16 protein-coding genes are annotated in these 17,400 nt (G+C 62.9%); 1 reads left to right on the plus strand and 15 read right to left on the minus strand.

Going from position 1 to position 17,400, the window contains the following annotated elements; all coding sequences use genetic code 11:
* Window positions 1-13: 13 nt before the first annotated feature.
* The 3 genes from B0G77_RS07860 to B0G77_RS07870 are packed head-to-tail and all read right to left on the minus strand — an operon-like array spanning window position 14 to window position 2,400.
* Complete coding sequence (locus B0G77_RS07860) at window positions 14-940, minus strand: hydroxymethylglutaryl-CoA lyase (protein WP_133661613.1); 927 nt, start codon at window positions 938-940, stop codon at window positions 14-16.
* A 40-nt stretch (window positions 941-980) separates the two neighbouring features.
* A complete protein-coding gene (locus B0G77_RS07865) occupies window positions 981-1,922 on the minus strand; it encodes a glyoxylate/hydroxypyruvate reductase A (RefSeq protein ID WP_133661614.1) in 942 nt (313 codons plus the stop codon).
* A gap of 31 nt (window positions 1,923-1,953) precedes the next feature.
* On the minus strand, window positions 1,954-2,400 hold the full coding sequence (locus tag B0G77_RS07870) for a VOC family protein (RefSeq protein ID WP_133661615.1): 447 nt from the start codon (window positions 2,398-2,400) through the stop codon (window positions 1,954-1,956).
* Between the two features lie 289 nt (window positions 2,401-2,689).
* Here B0G77_RS07870 and B0G77_RS07875 point away from each other — a divergent pair, with 289 nt between their 5' ends.
* On the plus strand, window positions 2,690-3,292 hold the full coding sequence (locus B0G77_RS07875; RefSeq protein WP_133661616.1) for an alpha/beta hydrolase: 603 nt from the start codon (window positions 2,690-2,692) through the stop codon (window positions 3,290-3,292).
* Between the two features lie 83 nt (window positions 3,293-3,375).
* On the opposite strand, the gene B0G77_RS07880 is transcribed toward B0G77_RS07875, so the two are convergent.
* From B0G77_RS07880 to aceK, 12 genes are all read right to left on the minus strand, one after another.
* Window positions 3,376-3,606, minus strand: coding sequence for a hypothetical protein (locus B0G77_RS07880; RefSeq protein WP_133661617.1), 231 nt, complete (start codon window positions 3,604-3,606; stop codon window positions 3,376-3,378).
* A 374-nt stretch (window positions 3,607-3,980) separates the two neighbouring features.
* Window positions 3,981-5,063, minus strand: coding sequence for a biotin synthase BioB (bioB, locus tag B0G77_RS07885; RefSeq protein ID WP_133661618.1), 1,083 nt, complete (start codon window positions 5,061-5,063; stop codon window positions 3,981-3,983).
* Window positions 5,064-5,099: 36 nt separating this feature from the next.
* Window positions 5,100-5,819 (minus strand): dethiobiotin synthase, encoded by a 720-nt coding sequence (gene bioD, locus B0G77_RS07890; protein WP_133661619.1) that lies wholly within the window; start codon window positions 5,817-5,819, stop codon window positions 5,100-5,102.
* Window positions 5,816-7,006, minus strand: coding sequence for an 8-amino-7-oxononanoate synthase (bioF, locus tag B0G77_RS07895; protein ID WP_133661620.1), 1,191 nt, complete (start codon window positions 7,004-7,006; stop codon window positions 5,816-5,818). Before bioF ends, bioD begins: the two co-directional genes overlap by 4 nt.
* Window positions 6,997-8,361, minus strand: a complete 1,365-nt coding sequence (gene bioA / locus B0G77_RS07900) for an adenosylmethionine--8-amino-7-oxononanoate transaminase (protein ID WP_133661621.1) — start codon at window positions 8,359-8,361, stop codon at window positions 6,997-6,999. Before bioA ends, bioF begins: the two co-directional genes overlap by 10 nt.
* An 853-nt stretch (window positions 8,362-9,214) precedes the next feature.
* Window positions 9,215-10,525 carry a CocE/NonD family hydrolase gene (locus B0G77_RS07905; protein WP_133661622.1) on the minus strand — a complete coding sequence of 437 codons (1,311 nt, stop codon included), beginning with the start codon at window positions 10,523-10,525 and terminating at the stop codon, window positions 9,215-9,217.
* Window positions 10,526-10,974: 449 nt separating this feature from the next.
* The gene (locus B0G77_RS07910; RefSeq protein WP_133661623.1) at window positions 10,975-11,430 is read right to left on the minus strand and encodes a YchJ family protein; all 456 of its coding nucleotides are present in this window, start codon (window positions 11,428-11,430) and stop codon (window positions 10,975-10,977) included.
* Window positions 11,431-11,437: 7 nt separating this feature from the next.
* The gene (locus B0G77_RS07915; RefSeq protein WP_133661624.1) at window positions 11,438-12,568 is read right to left on the minus strand and encodes an acyl-CoA dehydrogenase family protein; all 1,131 of its coding nucleotides are present in this window, start codon (window positions 12,566-12,568) and stop codon (window positions 11,438-11,440) included.
* A 15-nt stretch (window positions 12,569-12,583) separates the two neighbouring features.
* A complete protein-coding gene (locus tag B0G77_RS07920) occupies window positions 12,584-13,261 on the minus strand; it encodes an SDR family oxidoreductase (protein WP_133661625.1) in 678 nt (225 codons plus the stop codon).
* Between the two features lie 121 nt (window positions 13,262-13,382).
* The gene (locus B0G77_RS07925; protein WP_133661626.1) at window positions 13,383-14,576 is read right to left on the minus strand and encodes an acetyl-CoA C-acetyltransferase; all 1,194 of its coding nucleotides are present in this window, start codon (window positions 14,574-14,576) and stop codon (window positions 13,383-13,385) included.
* Complete coding sequence (gene can / locus B0G77_RS07930) at window positions 14,569-15,345, minus strand: carbonate dehydratase (protein WP_133661627.1); 777 nt, start codon at window positions 15,343-15,345, stop codon at window positions 14,569-14,571. Before can ends, B0G77_RS07925 begins: the two co-directional genes overlap by 8 nt.
* Before the next feature lie 91 nt (window positions 15,346-15,436).
* Window positions 15,437-17,263, minus strand: a complete 1,827-nt coding sequence (gene aceK / locus B0G77_RS07935; protein ID WP_133664071.1) for a bifunctional isocitrate dehydrogenase kinase/phosphatase — start codon at window positions 17,261-17,263, stop codon at window positions 15,437-15,439.
* Window positions 17,264-17,400 lie beyond the last annotated feature (137 nt).

The raw sequence follows: 17,400 nt of genomic DNA on the forward strand, positions 1-17,400 counted from the left end.
AGGCCAGTGCGGCTCAAACGCACGGTGTCTGTTCGCTGCGTGCCTTGGCAAGCAACGCCTTGCCCGCGCGCGACACGTTAGGCTTGCCGGTCGCAGTCGAAATGAAATCGCCGATCGCGACCACCTGTGCGAGATCGATGCCGGTCTCGATGCCAAGGCCGTTCATCAGATACAGCACGTCTTCGGTGGCGACATTGCCGGTCGCGCCTTTCGCATACGGACAACCGCCCAGACCCGCCACGGACGCGTGGTAAATCTCGATGCCTTCCTGCAGCGCGGCGTAGATGTTCGCGAGGGCCTGGCCGTATGTGTCGTGGAAGTGGCCCGACAGACATTCGCGCGGAAACACCTTCGTCACGGCGTCGAAGACTTCGCGCGTGCGCCTCGGCGTGCCGACGCCGATCGTGTCGGCGATGTCGATCTCATCGCAGCCAAGCGCGGCGAAACGCTCGACCACATCGACCACGGACGCCACCGGCACGTCGCCCTGATACGGGCACCCGAGCGAGCAGGACACGCTGCCGCGAATCCGCAGGCCGGCCGCTTTCGCCGCCTGCGCGACGGGCACGAAACGCTCGATACTTTCGGCGATGCTGCAGTTGATGTTCTTCTGCGAGAACGCTTCGCTCGCGGCGCCGAAGATCACGATTTCGTCAGCCTGCGCAGCAAGCGCGCCTTCGAAGCCGCGCAGATTCGGCGTCAGCACCGAATAGATCGTGCCCGCGCGACGCTCGATGCCGGCCATGACCTCGGCGCCGTCGGCCATCTGTGGCACCCACTTCGGCGACACGAACGAGGCCGATTCGACGTTGCGAAAACCCGCGGCCGACAGCCGGTTGATCAAGTCGATCTTAACGTTGGTCGGCACAAATTCTTTTTCGTTCTGAAGTCCGTCGCGCGGACCGACCTCGACGATTTTCACTGCCTGGGGCATGGCCATGTCTGTCTCCTGCCGCATCGGAGCGGCTTGTTGAATGGTTTCAGTATCCGCGAGCGAGATCAACCACACCGCTGATCGCCTCGCCGCGCAGCAGCGCCTGGATCTTGTGCGAAACCTGCGCGACGCTGTCTTCACGCAGGGTCAGTGCGGAAACATGTGGCGTTATCGTGATGCGTGGCTCCCGCCAGAACAGATGATCGGGCGGCAAGGGTTCTTCTCGGAAGACGTCGAGCGTCGCGCCGGCGATCTGGCCGTGCTGGATGGCATCGAGCAGATCCGGTTCGACGAGGTGCGCGCCACGAGCCACGTTGACCAGATACGCGCCATGCGCAAGTTTGCCGAAGGTGCGTGCGTTCAGCACGTCGTTTGTGTCGGGCGTGTGCGGGAGCAGATTGACCAGCACTTTCACGTCGTCGAGGAATGCATCGAACTGCGCTTCACCGGCATAGGTTTGTACACCTTCTATCTGTTTGGCGCTGCGGCTGTAGCCGCGCACAGGCATGCCCAACGCGGCAAGCGTTCCTGCGACATGCGCGCCGAGCACGCCCAGTCCGAGCACGCCAACGGTGAAGGTCGCGCGCGGATGCGGGTCGAGCACTTGCCACCGATGTTCGGCTTGCAGACGCGCGTATTCATCGAAGCGACGCATGTAGCGCAGCACGGCATGCGTCACGTACTCTGCCATCTGCGGTGCCATGCCGGTATCTTCGAGTCGCACGACATGTGCATTGCGCGGTAGCGTGCCGGGATGCGCGCGTTCCAGCGCGAGGATCGCGTCGACACCCGCGCCGAGGTTGAACACGGCGCGCAGGTCGTCGCGGCCCGCGAACATTTCGCGCGGCGGACGCCACACGACCGCGAAATCCGCCGGCGCCGTGTCGTTCGGTTGCCACTCGCGAAGATCCGCATCGGGCAGCGCGCGCGCGAAATCGTGAAGCCACGCGGCTGCGTCGGAGTGCGGCATGTAAAAGAGAACCTTCATACGGGCATTCGCTCCGCGTGGCTGCACGCCGTTATTTGGCGAACAGCCGGCCAATGTCTTTGAACGCCTTGAATTCGAGCGCATTCCCGCAAGGGTCGAGGAAGAACATCGTTGCCTGCTCGCCTACTTCACCCTTAAAGCGGATGTGCGGCTCGATGATGAAATTCGTGCCGGCGGTCTTCAGCCGCACCGAGAGCGCGTGCCAGTCGTCCATCGTCAGTACGACGCCGAAATGGCGGACCGGGACGTCGTCGCCATCGACTGCGTTGACGCCGGCGCGGCTCACTTCGTCCGGCGCGAGATGCGCGACAAGCTGATGCCCGAAAAAATCGAAGTCAACCCATTCGGGCGAACTGCGGCCTTCCGGGCAGCCAAGCAGATCGCCGTAGAACGCGCGTGCATTTTCCAGGCTGGTCACCGGGAAAGCGAGGTGAAACGGCTGTAGCGGGCGCCGTTGTCCGGGCGATGTTTGCGACATGAGGCCTCCTCCGATTGTGGATGGGCCTCATTTTACTTTTTCGACGGTGAACGCGCGCAGTCCGGTTGTTTGACTGGGTGTGGTACGGACTGCATGCCACCTCTACCCGCTCGCGCGTGGCGCTGCGCGCCTGCGGGGGAGTGTCATGGGGTGCTTTACTACTCGGCTTTTTGACGTGGTTCTTTCGCGCCTTCCGGCGCATTCCAATAAACAAAGCACGAAAAATTGGTTCGGTGCAACGGAACGGCGAGCCACAATGAGTTTCCGGATTCCGGCAGTGAGGAGAGTCATGTTTTCGTGCAGCAAAAGCATATGGCCACCGCGGCTTGTGACGGTGCCGGGCCTGCATGGCAGCGAGGGCGCACACTGGCAGAGCTGGCTCGAGCGGCAGTTTGCCCGCTCACTGCGCGTCGAGCAGGCTGACTGGGACGCGCCGGATCTGGCAGGTTGGGCGCAGTCGGTGCGGGACCTGATCGCACGTGAGCGTGGACCGTTTGTGCTAGCCGCGCATAGTTTCGGCTGCCTCGCAACAGCACATGCATTGCAGAAGGTCACCTGTGCGGCCGATATTGCCGGCGTGCTCCTGGTTGCGCCGGCGAGCCCGGAGAAGTTCACGTTCGCGGGCGCGTTCGAAGCGCGGCGGCTGGGTGTACCTTCAATACTCGTCGGCAGCGAAACGGATCCGTGGATGCCGCTCGCAGCCGCGCGTAACCTGGCGCGGCGATTGGGTAGCGCATTCGTCAATCTGGGAGACGCGGGGCATATCAATACAGCCGCTGGTTTCGGCCCGTGGCCGCGGGCGAAGCACTTTGTCGATACGCTCGTGCATTGCGCCGCGCCCCTGCGGTTTCATGAGGAATCGTTCGATGCGGCGAGTCACGTGTTGGGTTGAACGTGCACGCGGCGCGAGGGTGCCGGTGACTACCCATGATTAACGGTAAACGCCTGCGACTGACGGGTCTGGTACGTTGCCAGTCAGATCCAGTGAAAGCCCTTTGCCATGAGCGTGCCGAGACCGAAGAACCCCGCCCACATGAGGCGGATTTCGAACCGCAGCTCACGAATGCCGGTGAGCTGTGCTCCCCTGAGTTCGCGGATATCGGTGCGCAGCACGTCTCGAAAGTCGCGGAATTCCTGCCTGACCTGATCGACGTCCTCTTTCAGAAGCTTGACCGTGGCATCGAGCCTGCTAGTGTGAATGGCCATAGGATTCCCTTGCTTGTGAACTAAGACAGGGCGCGGCTTCTCGGGCGTCCGTGTCTCGATTAACCCTGAAGCACCATCGTATAAGAATCTCATCGTCGAGTGATCCATCCTGCGAAGAACTTTGACAACTTATGCCTCTTCTCTGAGAGAAGCGAGGCGGTTTGTTTGTGCGGTGCGAGCCAGTGAGATCATCATATGGACTCCAGATCATCGTGGCGAGTCAGCCATGAGAGGTAGGATTAACCTCAAGGGTTTGGCGTCTGGACATCACGCGATTCGATTAGATCGCGCTTCGGGCCGAACGGGTGGTACCCATACGGCATGGCGGCCGCCTGATTCCAGGCGGCCTTCGTCATTTCGGCGCCGTCAAGAGATCAGTTTGCCGCCTTGTGGCCATCGCAGCCGTGTTCGCAACTGCCTTGATCGAGCGCTGTCTGATGCGCCGCCTCGGCACGGATGCCAAGACGCCCCAGCAGTTTGCGATCCGCATCGGCCTGCGGGTTGCTCGTGGTCAGCAACTGGTCGCCGTAGAAGATCGAGTTCGCGCCGGCCAGGAAGCACAGCGCCTGCAACGCTTCGTCCATCTGCTCGCGGCCGGCCGACAGACGCACCATCGCACGCGGCATCGTGATTCGCGCCACCGCGATCGTGCGGACGAACTCGAATGGATCGAGCGCTTCGGTACCCGTCAGCGGCGTGCCTTCGACCTGCACCAGATTGTTGATCGGCACCGATTCCGGATACGGCTCCATGTTCGCGAGTTGTGTGATGAGACCGGCGCGTTCGCGGCGCGATTCGCCAAGTCCGACGATCCCGCCGCAGCACACGTTGATGCCCGCGTCGCGCACCCGTTCAAGCGTGTCGAGGCGATCCTGATAGGTGCGCGTCGAAATGATCTGGCCGTAGAACTCGGGCGACGTATCCAGATTGTGGTTGTAGTAATCGAGCCCGGCTTCTCGCAGACCCTGCGCCTGATGCGTCTCGAGCATGCCGAGCGTCACGCAGGTTTCGAGACCCATCGCCTTCACGCCGCGGATCATCTCCTTGATCGGCTCGAGATGGCGGTCTTTCGGATTGCGCCACGCCGCGCCCATGCAGAAGCGCGTCGCGCCGTTTTCCTTCGCGACACGGGCGGCCGCGAGCACGTCGTCGACGGGAATCAGCTTGTCGGCCTTCAGGCCCGTGTCGTGATGCACCGATTGCGGACAGTACGCGCAGTCTTCTTCGCAGCCGCCTGTCTTGATCGACAGCAGCGTCGACAGCTGAACGGCGTTGGCATCGAAGTGCTCGCGATGAATCTGTTGCGCGCGGAACATCAGGTCGTTGAACGGCAGTTCGTACAGCGCGACGACATCGGCGACGCGCCAGCGTGCGACCGCGTTGCGTGGGTTCGCTGCATCTGCCGGGTTTGCGGCGGCCGGTTCTGCGAGGGTCGGAGCATTGTGGAGTTCGGTCATGACGTCAATCCTTGTAGACGGAGAATCGGAATGAGTTCAGGGCTGCGCCGCGCGCAGCGCCTGCAATAAGGTGGCAGTATCGAGGTGGCCGGCTGCGACTTCCGGCGAAGCGGGATCGAGACGCGGCACGACGCCGAGCAAGGGTGCGCTGTACTGGCGGTCGAGACGATCGCGGATCGTGGCGATGTTCTCGTCCGTGAAAGTCATCGCCGGGTCGATCTGGTTCGCCACCCATCCGGCAAGGCGCAGCCCGCGCGCGGCGATGGCTTCGGCGGTCAGCAGCGCGTGGCTGATGCAGCCAAGCCGCATGCCGACGACCAGCACCACCGGCAGATTCAATGCGAAGGCGAGGTCGGCGGTGTCGTGCGCATTGGTGAGCGGCACGCGAAAGCCGCCGACGCCCTCCACGACGACGATGTCCGCCAGCTTCAACGCCTGCGCATGGCAATCGACGATGCGCGCGACATCGAGCGTGATGTTTTCCTGAGCGGCCGCGATATGAGGTGCGGCGGGCTCGCGAAGCAGGAACGGCGTACGGATGTCGGGTGGTAACGGCACGCTTGCCGCTGCGTCGAGCTGATCGGCGTCTTCGTTATGCCACACACCATCGCGTTCGAATGCGCCGGCGGCGATCGGCTTCATTGCCGCCGCGCGCAAGCCATCGCGTGCGAAGGCGCGCAGCAACGCGGCGGAAACCAGCGTCTTGCCGATTTCCGTATCGGTGCCGGTGATGAAAAGGGACAGCGGCGCGCTCATGCGTGGTCCTCGCCGGGTTGCGCGAGTTTGAGCGCAGCTTCGAGCCGGTCGAGATCGTCATGCGAATGCGCTGCCGACAGCGAGACCCGCAGGCGCGAGGTGCCCGCAGGAACGGTCGGCGGGCGGATCGCCGGCACCCACAGGCCGGCGCGATCGAGCGTAGCGGCAATCGCGAGCGTCGCTTCATTCGAGCCGATGATGAGCGGTTGCACGGCCGTATGCGAATCGACCGGCAGCCAGCAGGTTTCCTTGAGCATCGCACGCGTACGTTCGATGAGCGTCTGCAGATGCGCACGCCGCGCATCGCCTTCATCGCTGCCGATGATGCGCAGGCTCGCGGACACCGCATGCGCGACCGCCGGCGGGGACGCCGTCGTGAAGATATAAGGCCGTGCGCGCTGCACCAGCCATTCGACCACAGTCTCATGCGCGACGACGAATGCGCCGGATACGCCGGCCGCCTTGCCGAGCGTGCCGACCATCACGAGATGCGGCGAACGCAGCGCTTCCCACGCAAGCGCGCCGCGCCCTTGCGGGCCTAGCACGCCGAAGCCATGCGCATCGTCGACGACGAGCCATGCGCCGTGCCGCTCGGCCAGCGCAAGGAGCGTCGCGAGCGGAGCGATGTCGCCGTCCATGCTGAATACGGTGTCGGTGACGATCATCTTGACGGCGGCGTCCGACGCTTCGAGCATCGCGCTTAGCGCCTGCGTGTCGGCATGCGGATAAACCTGGATGTCCGCGCGCGAGAGCCGGGCGCCATCGATCAGCGACGCATGATTGAGCGAATCGGAAAAGAGCGTCGTGCCGCGGCCGGCCAGTGCGGTCAGCGCCGCGAGGTTCGCCATATAGCCGGTGCTGAAGTAGAGCGCGCGCGGCGCGTCGACGAAACCGCCGGCGAACGCGGCGAGGTCGTCTTCGAGCTGGGCATGTGCGCGCGAATGACCGCCGAGCAGATGCGAGCCTCCGCTGCCTGCACCATAGCGTCGCGCGCCTTCAGCGATCGCCGTGACGAGTTGTGGATGCGCGGCGAGACCCAGGTAGTCGTTGCTGGCGAAACCGATCATCTCGCGACCGTCGACCGTCATATGTGCGGCGCATGGGGTGTCGGCCGTGCGTCGGCGACGGCGCAGCCCGCGCTCGTCGAGGTCCTTCAGGGCCTGCGTGAGGTTATCGATCAATAGCATCCGCGAACCTCCTCAAGCGTTGCATCGAAGGTCTCGCGTGTGCGCGAGGCGAGCAGCGCGAGTTCAGCATCATCGAGTATGTATGGCGGCATCAGATACACGGTCGTGCCGATCGGGCGCAGCAGCAGTTCGCGCCGCAATGCATTTTCGAAGAAGCGGCGCGAGAAGGTTTTTGCCTGCTGCGGATCGTCGATGACCGCGTCGAACGCGAAGATCGTGCCGCACTGGCGCAGATGGCGGACCTGGGGGTGTGCCGCGAGCGGTTCGAGCGCTGCACGCAGCGTCGCGGATTTCTTCGTGTTCATGGCGAGGACGCTATCGCTCGCGAACAGATCGAGTGTGGCCAGCGCGGCGCGGCACGCGAGCGGATTGCCCGTGTACGAATGCGAATGCAGGAAGCCGCGCGTGGTGTCGTCGTGGTAGAAGGCTGCGAAGATTTCATCACGCGACAGCACGATCGAAAGCGGCAGATAGCCGCCGCTGATGCCTTTCGACAGACACAGGAAATCCGGCCAAATACCTGTCGGGCCCGCCTGTTCACACGCGAAGAAAGTGCCAGTGCGGCCGCAACCGACGGCGATTTCATCCGCGATCAGATGGACATCGTACTGGTCGCAGAGCGCACGAAGGCCGGCGATGTATGACGGATCGTGCATGGCCATGCCGGCCGCGCATTGCACGAGCGGCTCGACGATCAGTGCGGCGATCTGCTTGCCGCGCGCGTCAAACAGTCTGCGAACGTCATCGAGGGCGCGGCGCGCGACATCGGCTGCCGTTTCGCCGTCGAGTGCGAGCCGCGCGTCGGGCGATGCAACGACATGGGCGTTGCGAATCAGCGGGTCGTAGGCGTCCTTGAAGAGACCAACATCGGTGACGCCGAGCGCGCCGATGGTTTCGCCGTGATAGCTGTTCGCGACGCAGACGAATTCGCGCTTGCCGTCGTGTCCGCGATTCTTCCATGAGTGGAAGCTCATCTTGAGCGCGATCTCGACCGCGGAGGCGCCATCGGACGCGAAGAACGCATGACCGAGCGCGTGTTGCGTGAGTGCCTGGAGACGCTCGGCAAGCTCGATGGCGGGCTCGTGCGTGCAGCCTGCGAGCATCGCGTGTTCGAGCGTATCGAGTTGATCCTTCAGCGCCGTGTTGATACGCGGGTTGGCGTGGCCGAACAGGTTGACCCACCAGGAGCTGATGGCGTCGAGATAGCGACGGCCTTGCTGATCGTAGAGCCACGCGCCGGCACCGCGCGCGACCGCGATGAGCGGAAGGCGCTCGTGATGTTTCATCTGGGTGCAGGGGTGCCAGACGGCACGCAGACTGCGTGTGACCCAGTCTTCGGTTGCTAGTGTGTCCAAACCAACTCCAGGGCATGAGTGCGCAAAGGCGGCGAGGCGATGGGCTCGCGCTGCCTGTTTGCGCAGGGTCATGCGAATGCTTGAGGCGAAATTCGGGACGGCTCGCATCCGCGCAGGAATGCCGCGACATGCTTGCGCGTTGTGGATCCTTTTTATGTGATCCGAAATGGCGATCGATGTGCCGAATGCTTGCTTGTGGATCGGGGGCGGTGTCGTGATTTTTGGCATCGCGACAGCGCGCCAGGCGCGATTCGGGCGCAGCGGGACTGAGATTAGCGCTTTATTTGACTGAATGCACCAGGGGCGAGGAAGGGTTTGGCTCTTACTTTTTTGTAGTTTTGGGCTGTTGCGTTAAGGAGGAATCGGTAGTGGTCAGATCGGTTCCGATGGACGGAGTTGGCGACGGCAAAGTGAGACGCTCTATTGGAAAAAATCTTTGCCTGGATCGATGGGTGGGGAACCGGCATGCAGGCTGTGTCCTGGTCGCTTGAGCCACTTTGGGTTGAGGCGGTGGGGTGCGCACCCGAATTGACGCGACCGGTACGTGCGATTGCGGACCCGAACCAGAAGGCAAAACCATCGAAGGGTGAAGAAGATGCTGAGTCAAACGGAAACGCTTCGCCTGCCGCTGCCGCGTTGAATGCCGCCGCGAAGCAAGCCGGTTCGCGACGCACATCGTGCGGAGTGGGGATGGATGCCTTTGTCACGGGCAGAATTGCGCGAGGGACGGTCTGGCGTCAGACCTGGATCGTATCCCTGCGAGGGCGACACTTCGTGGGGGGCGATCCCCTGTCAGACACACACGCCGAAGTGCGAAGTTTTCGATGCGCCTTTCTTACGCTGCCACAAACAATCACTCGCGACTGGCAATCGCGTGCCTCTCCTCGACGTCGACGGAGCCACCGGTAGATGAAGAAGAACCCGAAGCCGCACCATCAGCGGCAGTCTGAGTCCCAGTCCCATTCTTCCACACCACAGCTTCATTCACGGCATAGAGCCTGCAAGGATCGGAACTCTGCTTCTGGCAATTGGCAACGGCCACCGACATCGGATCATCGCCACCTTCAGCCCACGACCACGCGCCAGAATTGGAAACAGCAAAAGCGCGGCTGGGATACTGATGCAAAAAGTTGCGATAGCCACTGCGCCCGGCTTCATCGACAAAAGGCACAGCATCGACGGCATCTAGAGCGGCAAAGCCGCTGGGCTTCGGTGCGACCGGATCGGCAACCCGATATTGCACGCCGGTAGGCATCCCGACACGGGCAAGAAACGTTTCGACAGAGGGCCACCAGACACGCACGCCATCGCGGTCTCCAACCAGCCGGTGGGCGTCATTCTTGTACTTGCCGAAATCGACGAACTTCGCGCTGGCGCCATGCTCCACGTAAGCCGTGTACATTTGTCCGACCAGCGCCGACGGCCAGATCGTATCGTTATCGCCATAGAGCCACAGCGACGGCACACGCGTCTTCTCGCCATAAGCGTTAAACGCGTGGGTGAGATTGCCTTGCCAGTTCGCGCAGGAATCCTGTCGCAGACCACCGGAAAAGTTGATCAAAGCCCGCACGCCCGGAGCCGCATCAGGACCGTACGCCATCGTGGCAAGGCCGCCGTGCGAAGTCCCGGACACGACGATGTGCTGCGCGTCGACGTAAGAGATCTTCGACATGTAGTCGACCGTCGCTGCGACATCCGCGGCCTGCGCGACGCCATTGAGCTCGACATTGCAGCCTTCCTGCTCGTAGGTTCCGTCGGACCCCGCGAAACCGCGCCGGTTAGGCGCGACCACCACATACCCGCGCCGCACGAACTCCCGTGCGAGCGGCAGCGGATCGCTGCGCTCCTGCCGGCGCGGATCGCCCTGAATCTTGCCGTGATTGAAAACAATCATCGGAAACGGACCGGAACCGTCGGGCTTGTAGATCGTTGTTTCGAGGGTAACGGTACCGGACGCATCAACCGGGATGCGAATGATCTTTTCGTTGAGACTGGCCGCCACCGAGGGCAGATAGGTGTCGTCGTCGAGAGCGAGGCGCGGGACCTTGGCGCTGGCGAGGGGGCCTGCCTGCGCGTCAGGGAGTGGATCGGCGTGGACTGACGGCACGGCAAACACCGCACAAGCCATCACTGCCCAACCGGTCAAAATATTCCTGAACGCCATCCGCTATGCCCACCTGCTTTAAATGTCTGCTGAAAAATCCCTGGCTCTTTGCGAATCCTGACGAAATCATTTCGATGCCCTTTCGGACAACAAAAAATTCTCTCGTATGTGGCGCGTAAGCGCACGCACACGGGTCGATCTCACACGGGATTAACCGAAAGCCAGTCAGCGCGCGGACCTCACGCGCCGATATTGAGCGTCACCCGAAAAGCTGACGCTGCAAAATCCAAAAGGGGCATCCTGGCACGACAAATTTGATTTGTGCAATTCAGGAGAACCCCCTAAGCGCCCGATTTCTCGATGAATTTTTTCGGTTTGATGCAGACGCGCAGGAGGGGCGCGGCCTACCGGCGCTCTGGCCCTGGATGGCAATGTGGTGTGCGCCCAACATGGTTTTCACGCGGATTTTGAGGGCCGTATGCAGGAACGGATTCAACCGCATTGCGATGTCAGCGCTCGCTTACGTCGCCGTCGACGTAACGCCAGCGATGGTCTTCGCCGCGCAGAAAACGGCTGACTTCGTGCAGCCGTTGAGCCCGTCCGCCGACTTTGTAGCGAGCGATGAATTCGACTTCGGCGTGGGTGTCGTCGATGGGCGTGAAGCGTTTAATCTGCAGGCCGAGCCAGCGTGGGGCGTCGGCGGCGGCTTCCGGGTTCGCGTCGAGGTCGGACGGACAGGATTGTTCAGCCCATGTCGCGCGCAGGTAGGCAGTTTCCCCGAGTACATATGCGCTATAGCGCGAGCGCATCAGTTCCAGCGCGTTCGGCGCGGATTCGCCGCCGTCAATGAAGCGGCCGCAACATTGCGCGAAGCGAGGCGGCTTCGCGTCCCTACGCGCGCCCGGTGCGGCACCGCCGCACGGGCAATCGGACGGCCGTTTCGCCGCGGAAGCAGGAGCAGTCATCTAAGGGTCAGTTGAGACCGCGTGCAATCAGGATCTTCTGGATATCGCTCGTGCCTTCGTAGATCTGGCAGACGCGCACATCGCGGTAGATGCGTTCGACCGGAAAGTCGCTCAGGTAACCGTAGCCGCCATGAATCTGCAGCGCGGCTGAGCAGATCCGCTCCGCTGCTTCCGAGGCGAACAGCTTCGCCATCGCCGCCTCGGTCAGGCACGGTTGGCCGGCATCCTTCAGCGACGCAGCGTGCCAGATCAACTGCCGCGCGGCCTCGAGTTGGGTAGCCATATCGGCGAGCCGGAACTGCACCGCCTGATGCGCAAATAACGGCTGGCCGAAGCTCTCGCGCTCTTTCGCATAGGCGAGCGCCGCCTCGAACGCCGCACGCGCCATGCCGACGCTCTGCGCGGCGATGCCGATGCGTCCGCCTTCCAGCCCTGACAACGCGATGCGGTAGCCTTCACCTTCGGCGCCGATCAGGTTCGCGGCGGGCACACGGCAGTCTTCGAAGACGATCTGCGCCGTATCCGACGAGTGCTGGCCGAGCTTGTCTTCGAGCCGGGCGACGACGTAACCCGGTGTCTTCGTCGGTACGATGAATGCGCTGATGCCGCGCTTGCCGGCAGCTTTGTCGGTGACGGCCATTACGATCGCCACGTCGCCGTTCGCGCCGCTCGTGATGAACTGCTTGACCCCGTTGAGCAAGTACACGTCGCCATCGCGCGTCGCGGTGGTGCGTAGCGCCGAGGCATCCGATCCGGCCTGCGGTTCAGTCAGACAGAACGCGCCGAGCATTTCGCCGTGTGCCAGCGGCGTGAGCCAGTCGTGTTTCTGCGCTTCGTTGCCATAGGTGAGCAGAATGCTGCATACCGGGCAGTTGTTCACCGAGATCGCCGTCGATGTGCCGCCGTCGCCTGCCGCGATTTCCTCGAGGATCAACGCAAGCGCGAGTGCGTCGAGTCCCGCACCGCCGTATTCTTCCGGCACCAGCACGCCGTACGCACCGAGTTCGGCCAGTTGCCGGTGCACATCCTTCGGAAAGGTGCGGTCGCGGTCCCATTGCGCGGCGTGCGGCGTGACAGCGTCGCGCACGAACGTGCGCACCGCGTCGCGGACCATCAGGTGATCCTGGTCAAGCACCATGATTCGTCTGTCTCCTCACCACTCGAGTGGCGTACCGTCGTATTGATAGAAGCGGCCGTTGAACGCGGCATGGGCGCCGGCCGCCTGGGCGAGCACATCGCGCATACCGGCGACGCTGCGCTCCGGATCGATCGCGGCCTGTGCACCGCCCATATCCGTGCGCACCCATCCCGGATGCAGCGCGATGCACGCCGCGCTGCGTGTCTGCAGCGAGGCGATCTTGATCGCGTCGTTCAGCGCCGCCTTGCTCGCGCGATACAGCCAGCCCGTGGTGCCGGTGGCCTCATTAAGGCTGCCCATCTTGCTCGACAGCACGGCCAGCACGCCACCGGCGTCTTCGACGAGGGGCAGGAGCATCGGGATCAACTGCATCGGACCGCGCACGTTCGTGATCATCACGTGATCGAAGTCTTCGGCCGTGATCGTTTCGATGCCTTCGGTGCGCGGGCCATAGACACCGGACACGATCACCGCCGCGTTCAGCGGCTCACCGTCGAGCTTCCAGCCAAGCGCAGCGATTTCCTCGGGCTCGGTCACGTCGAGCGGGAAGGTCTCCGCGCCGAGGTCGGCGAGTGCGTCAAGCGAGGCGTCGTCGCGCGCGGTGGCGAGCACGCGCCAGCCGGCACGTTTGTACTGGCGGGCGAATTCGCGTCCAATGCCGCGGGACGCACCTACGATCAACACGGTTTTCATGGGCCTACCTCGCTCGCCTTTCGATGATGTGGATTCGGACCTTGATGTTTGCCGGGACTCGCGCAGACGTGATGAGCGAATACGCGAGCCGTGCGGAACAGGCGCGGCTCGCGCGGCGCCGTTACACCAGTTCGACACCCATCGCCGTCGCCTCGCCACCTCCGATGCACAGGCTCGCCACGCCTCGCCTCAGCCCGCGCTGCTTCAGCGCGCCGATCAGGGTAACCAGAATCCGTGCGCCGGACGCACCGATGGGATGGCCGAGCGCACAGGCTCCGCCGTTCACATTGACCTTGTCGTGCGGCAGGCTGTGTACCTTCATTGCGGCCATCGTGACGACAGCGAACGCTTCGTTGATCTCGTACAGATCGACGTCCTGCGCGCGCCAGCCGTTTTTCTCGAACAGCTTGCTGATTGCACCGACCGGCGCCGTCGTGAACTTCGCCGGTTCCTGCGCGAACGTCTTGTGACCGACGATGCGGGCAAGCGGCGTCACGCCAAGCTGCTTTGCGGTCGATTCGCGCATCATCACGAGCGCGGCTGCGCCGTCCGAAATCGATGACGAGTTGGCCGCCGTCACCGTGCCCGTCTTGCTGAAGGCGGGCTTGAGCGTCGGAATCTTGTCGAGGTTCGCCTTGAACGGCTGCTCATCGCGGTCCACGTTCACCTCGCCTTTGCGGCTTTCCACGGTGACGGGGGCGATTTCCCACGCGAACGAACCGTCCTCGTTTGCGCGCTTCGCACGTTGCAGCGATTCGACTGCGAATGCGTCCTGTGCCTCGCGTGTGAAATCGAACGAGCCGGCGCATTCCTCGGCAAACGTGCCCATCAGACGACCCTTTTCGTAGGCGTCTTCAAGGCCGTCGAGGAACATGTGATCGAGCACCTGGCCGTGGCCCATGCGCATGCCGGCGCGCGCCTTCGGCAGCAGATACGGTGCGTTCGTCATGCTCTCCATGCCGCCGGCAACCATCACGTCGACCGAGCCGGCAATCAGCATGTCGTGCGCGAACATCGCTGCGCGCATGCCGGAGCCGCACATCTTGTTGACCGTCGTGCTGCCCGTGGCGAGCGGCAGACCCGCGCCGAGCGCGGCCTGGCGCGCCGGCGCCTGGCCCTGGCCGGCTGGCAGCACGCAGCCCATCACCACTTCGTCGATCTGTTCGGGCTTCAGTCCGGCGCGCTCTACGGCGGCCTTGATTGCCACCGAGCCGAGCTGCGACGCGGTTAGCGTGGCGAAATCGCCCTGGAACGCCGCCATCGGCGTGCGGGCGACCGAAACGATCACCACGGGATCATGTTTTGTCTCACTCATGTTTCAGCTCCTTGATGACACCTTCGACCACGGCGGGCACGTCGCCGAGCTTCGCAGCGTCGGCGGCGACGACGTCGTTGTCCGCTTCATGTGCGCGGCTCGCCGATACGGCGGCCACACAATGTTCATAGGTCGCGGCCAGCGCGCCCGGTTCGTTGATCGTCATGCCGAGATTGCGAACCCGGCCGTCGTGAACCCCGTAAGCCCAGCCATGCACGGTCAGTTCCTGACCGCGCGCCCACGCGTCGTTGACGATCGTCGTGCGGCACACGTTGACCACCTGTTCGATCGTGTTGAGTTCCACGAGCCGCCGGTGCCGCGCTTCGCCCATCGGCCACTCTTCGAGGAGCGCGGCGTGCTTCGCCCGCACGTCCTGAATGTGATGCAGCCAGTTGTCCGCGAGGCCGACGCGCCGGCCGTGCAACGCCGCGCCGACGCCCGAGCAGCCGTAGTGGCCCACTACCATGATGTGCTTGACCTTCAGCAGATCGACGGCGAACTGGATCACCGACAGGCAGTTCAGATCGGAATGCACGACGACATTCGCGATGTTGCGATGGACGAACACCTCGCCCGGCGGCAAGCCGATGATCTGGTTTGCTGGCACACGCGAATCCGAGCAGCCGATCCACAGGTATTCGGGCGTCTGCTGGTCAGCGAGGCGCGAGAAATACTCGGGATCCTCCGAGAGCTTGCGTTCGACCCACGCCTCGTTGTTTTCGAACAGTTGGGCGAGCGGGTTGGCAGAAGGTTGAGCGTTCGTAGTCATGATGCGTCGTATCAGGTTCGGGGCCGAAGAAGCGGCATGTTTCGTAGCGGGAGCCGCGGAAGTAGCGGGCAATGTGCGGTGCGCATGATGCTCACGCGGCACGCATGGCGCGCTCGCTGTCCGTATCCTGCGGCGCGCCGTCCTCACCGGCAAAGCGCGCCTGGTACCGGACGCAGAAACGCATACTCCGGTCATACGGGAAAAAATCGGGCAGTTCGCCCTTCAGTAGATGATCCTTGTGCGTTTGCCAGAGCTTGGGGTCGAAGAAGTCGGCGTGATGCTTCATGAAGCTCGCCCGCACCCGCGGGTCGCCGAGCAGGAAGGTGCCGTACGTCTCAGGAAAGATGTCGTGTGGGCGGACCGTGTACCACGGCTCGTCCGACATTTCGTCTTCGTCATTGCGCGGAGGCGGCACCGCGCGCACGTTGCAGTCGGTCAGGTATTCGATTTCGTCATAGTCGTAGAACACGACGCGGCCATGGCGCGTCACGCCGAAGTTCTTGTACAGCATGTCGCCCGGGAAGATGTTTGCCTGCATCAGTTCCTTCACCGCGTCGCCGTATTCCTTGATGCCGTGGTCCACGTCGGCATCGCTGCCGTTTTGCAGGAACAGGTTGAGCGGCACCATCCGGCGTTCAATGTACAGGTGCTTGATGACGAGGTCCTCACCTTCGTATTCGAGCATCGACGGCACTTCTTTTTCGAGTTCGCACAGCAGCGCATGGTCAAGTCGCGACAGCGGCAAAGCGACGCTTGAATATTCGAGCGTGTCAGCCATCCGCCCCACGCGGTCGTGTCGTTTGACGAGCTGATACTTCTGCTGGACCTGCTCGCGCGTGGTTTCCTTGGGTAGCGGAAAGCGGTCCTTGATGAGCTTGAACACGTACGGAAACGATGGCAGCGTGAACACCAGCATCACCAGCCCGCGGATGCCCGGTGCAATGATGAACTGGTCGCTCGAATGCGACAGATGGTGCAGCAGATCGCGATAGAACAGGTTCTTGCCCTGCTTCTGCAAGCCCACCGACGTGTAGATTTCCGCCTTCGGCTTGCCCTGCATGATCGTGCCGAGAAATTCCACATACGCTGACGGCACTTCCATATCGACCAGAAAGTACGAGTGCGAAAAGCTGAAGATGATCAGCAGCTGCTCGCGCCTGAGCAGCACGGTATCGAGTGCCAGCACGCCCGGCCGCGTGTGACGCACCGCCACGGCGAACGGCAGCAACGCGTCGCCGTTGATGATGCGGCCGACGATGTAGGCCGACTTGTTCCGGTAGAACAGCGACGACAGCACGTGAATCTGGAAATTGGCGGCTTCTACGAAATTGCCGAATGCGTCGCGGATTGCCTGTATCACGCAGCCGACGTCGCGCGTCAGATCCTCGAACGGCGGCTCCAGCTGGAAGTTCGTGACGATGCGCTCGAGCGTCGCGGCAAGGCCATCCTTGCCCGGGTAATACGCGCGATAGGTCGGCTTGGCGGCGGGTTCGTCGTTCTCGATGTACTCAGTCGAAATCGCCGGCCGCACGAAGATGAAGTCGTTGTTGAAATACGAGCGATGCAGGATCTTGCAGCAGACCGAATTGAAAAACGTCTCCGCGCACTCGGGCTGGCGGTGCGTCGTCAACAGGCCGATGTAGTGCAGCTTGATCTGCTGCCAGACTTCATCGTCGATATTTTCCGCGTCGTACTCATCTTCGAGCAGAACGACGCATTCCTCGACGCGTTCGTCATACGACGTGATGCGCTCGCGCGCGAGCCTTTGGAGAGCGTGCCAGTCGCCGGCTTCGAAGAGGGCCTTGGCGTGAATCGCGGCTTCGCGAAAGATCCGGTAATGCCGGTCGAAACCTTCGAGCATGGTCTGCGCGACATCGAAGCCGATCTGCGACGAGAGCAGTTTGGGAAAGTGATTCATGTCGACCGTGCGTGCGTCCAGTGTCGTGAAGACACCCGTCATTGTATCGTCCGGGTGCGGCCGCGAGGCTATTCGGCGTCGGGCTTGCGACATGCCGCCGTCAGCATGTTCGCGGGCGTTCGCCGCCTTTCAGGCTA

This window comes from Paraburkholderia sp. BL10I2N1, from assembly GCF_004361815.1.
In the GTDB taxonomy this organism is placed as follows: Bacteria; Pseudomonadota; Gammaproteobacteria; order Burkholderiales; family Burkholderiaceae; genus Paraburkholderia.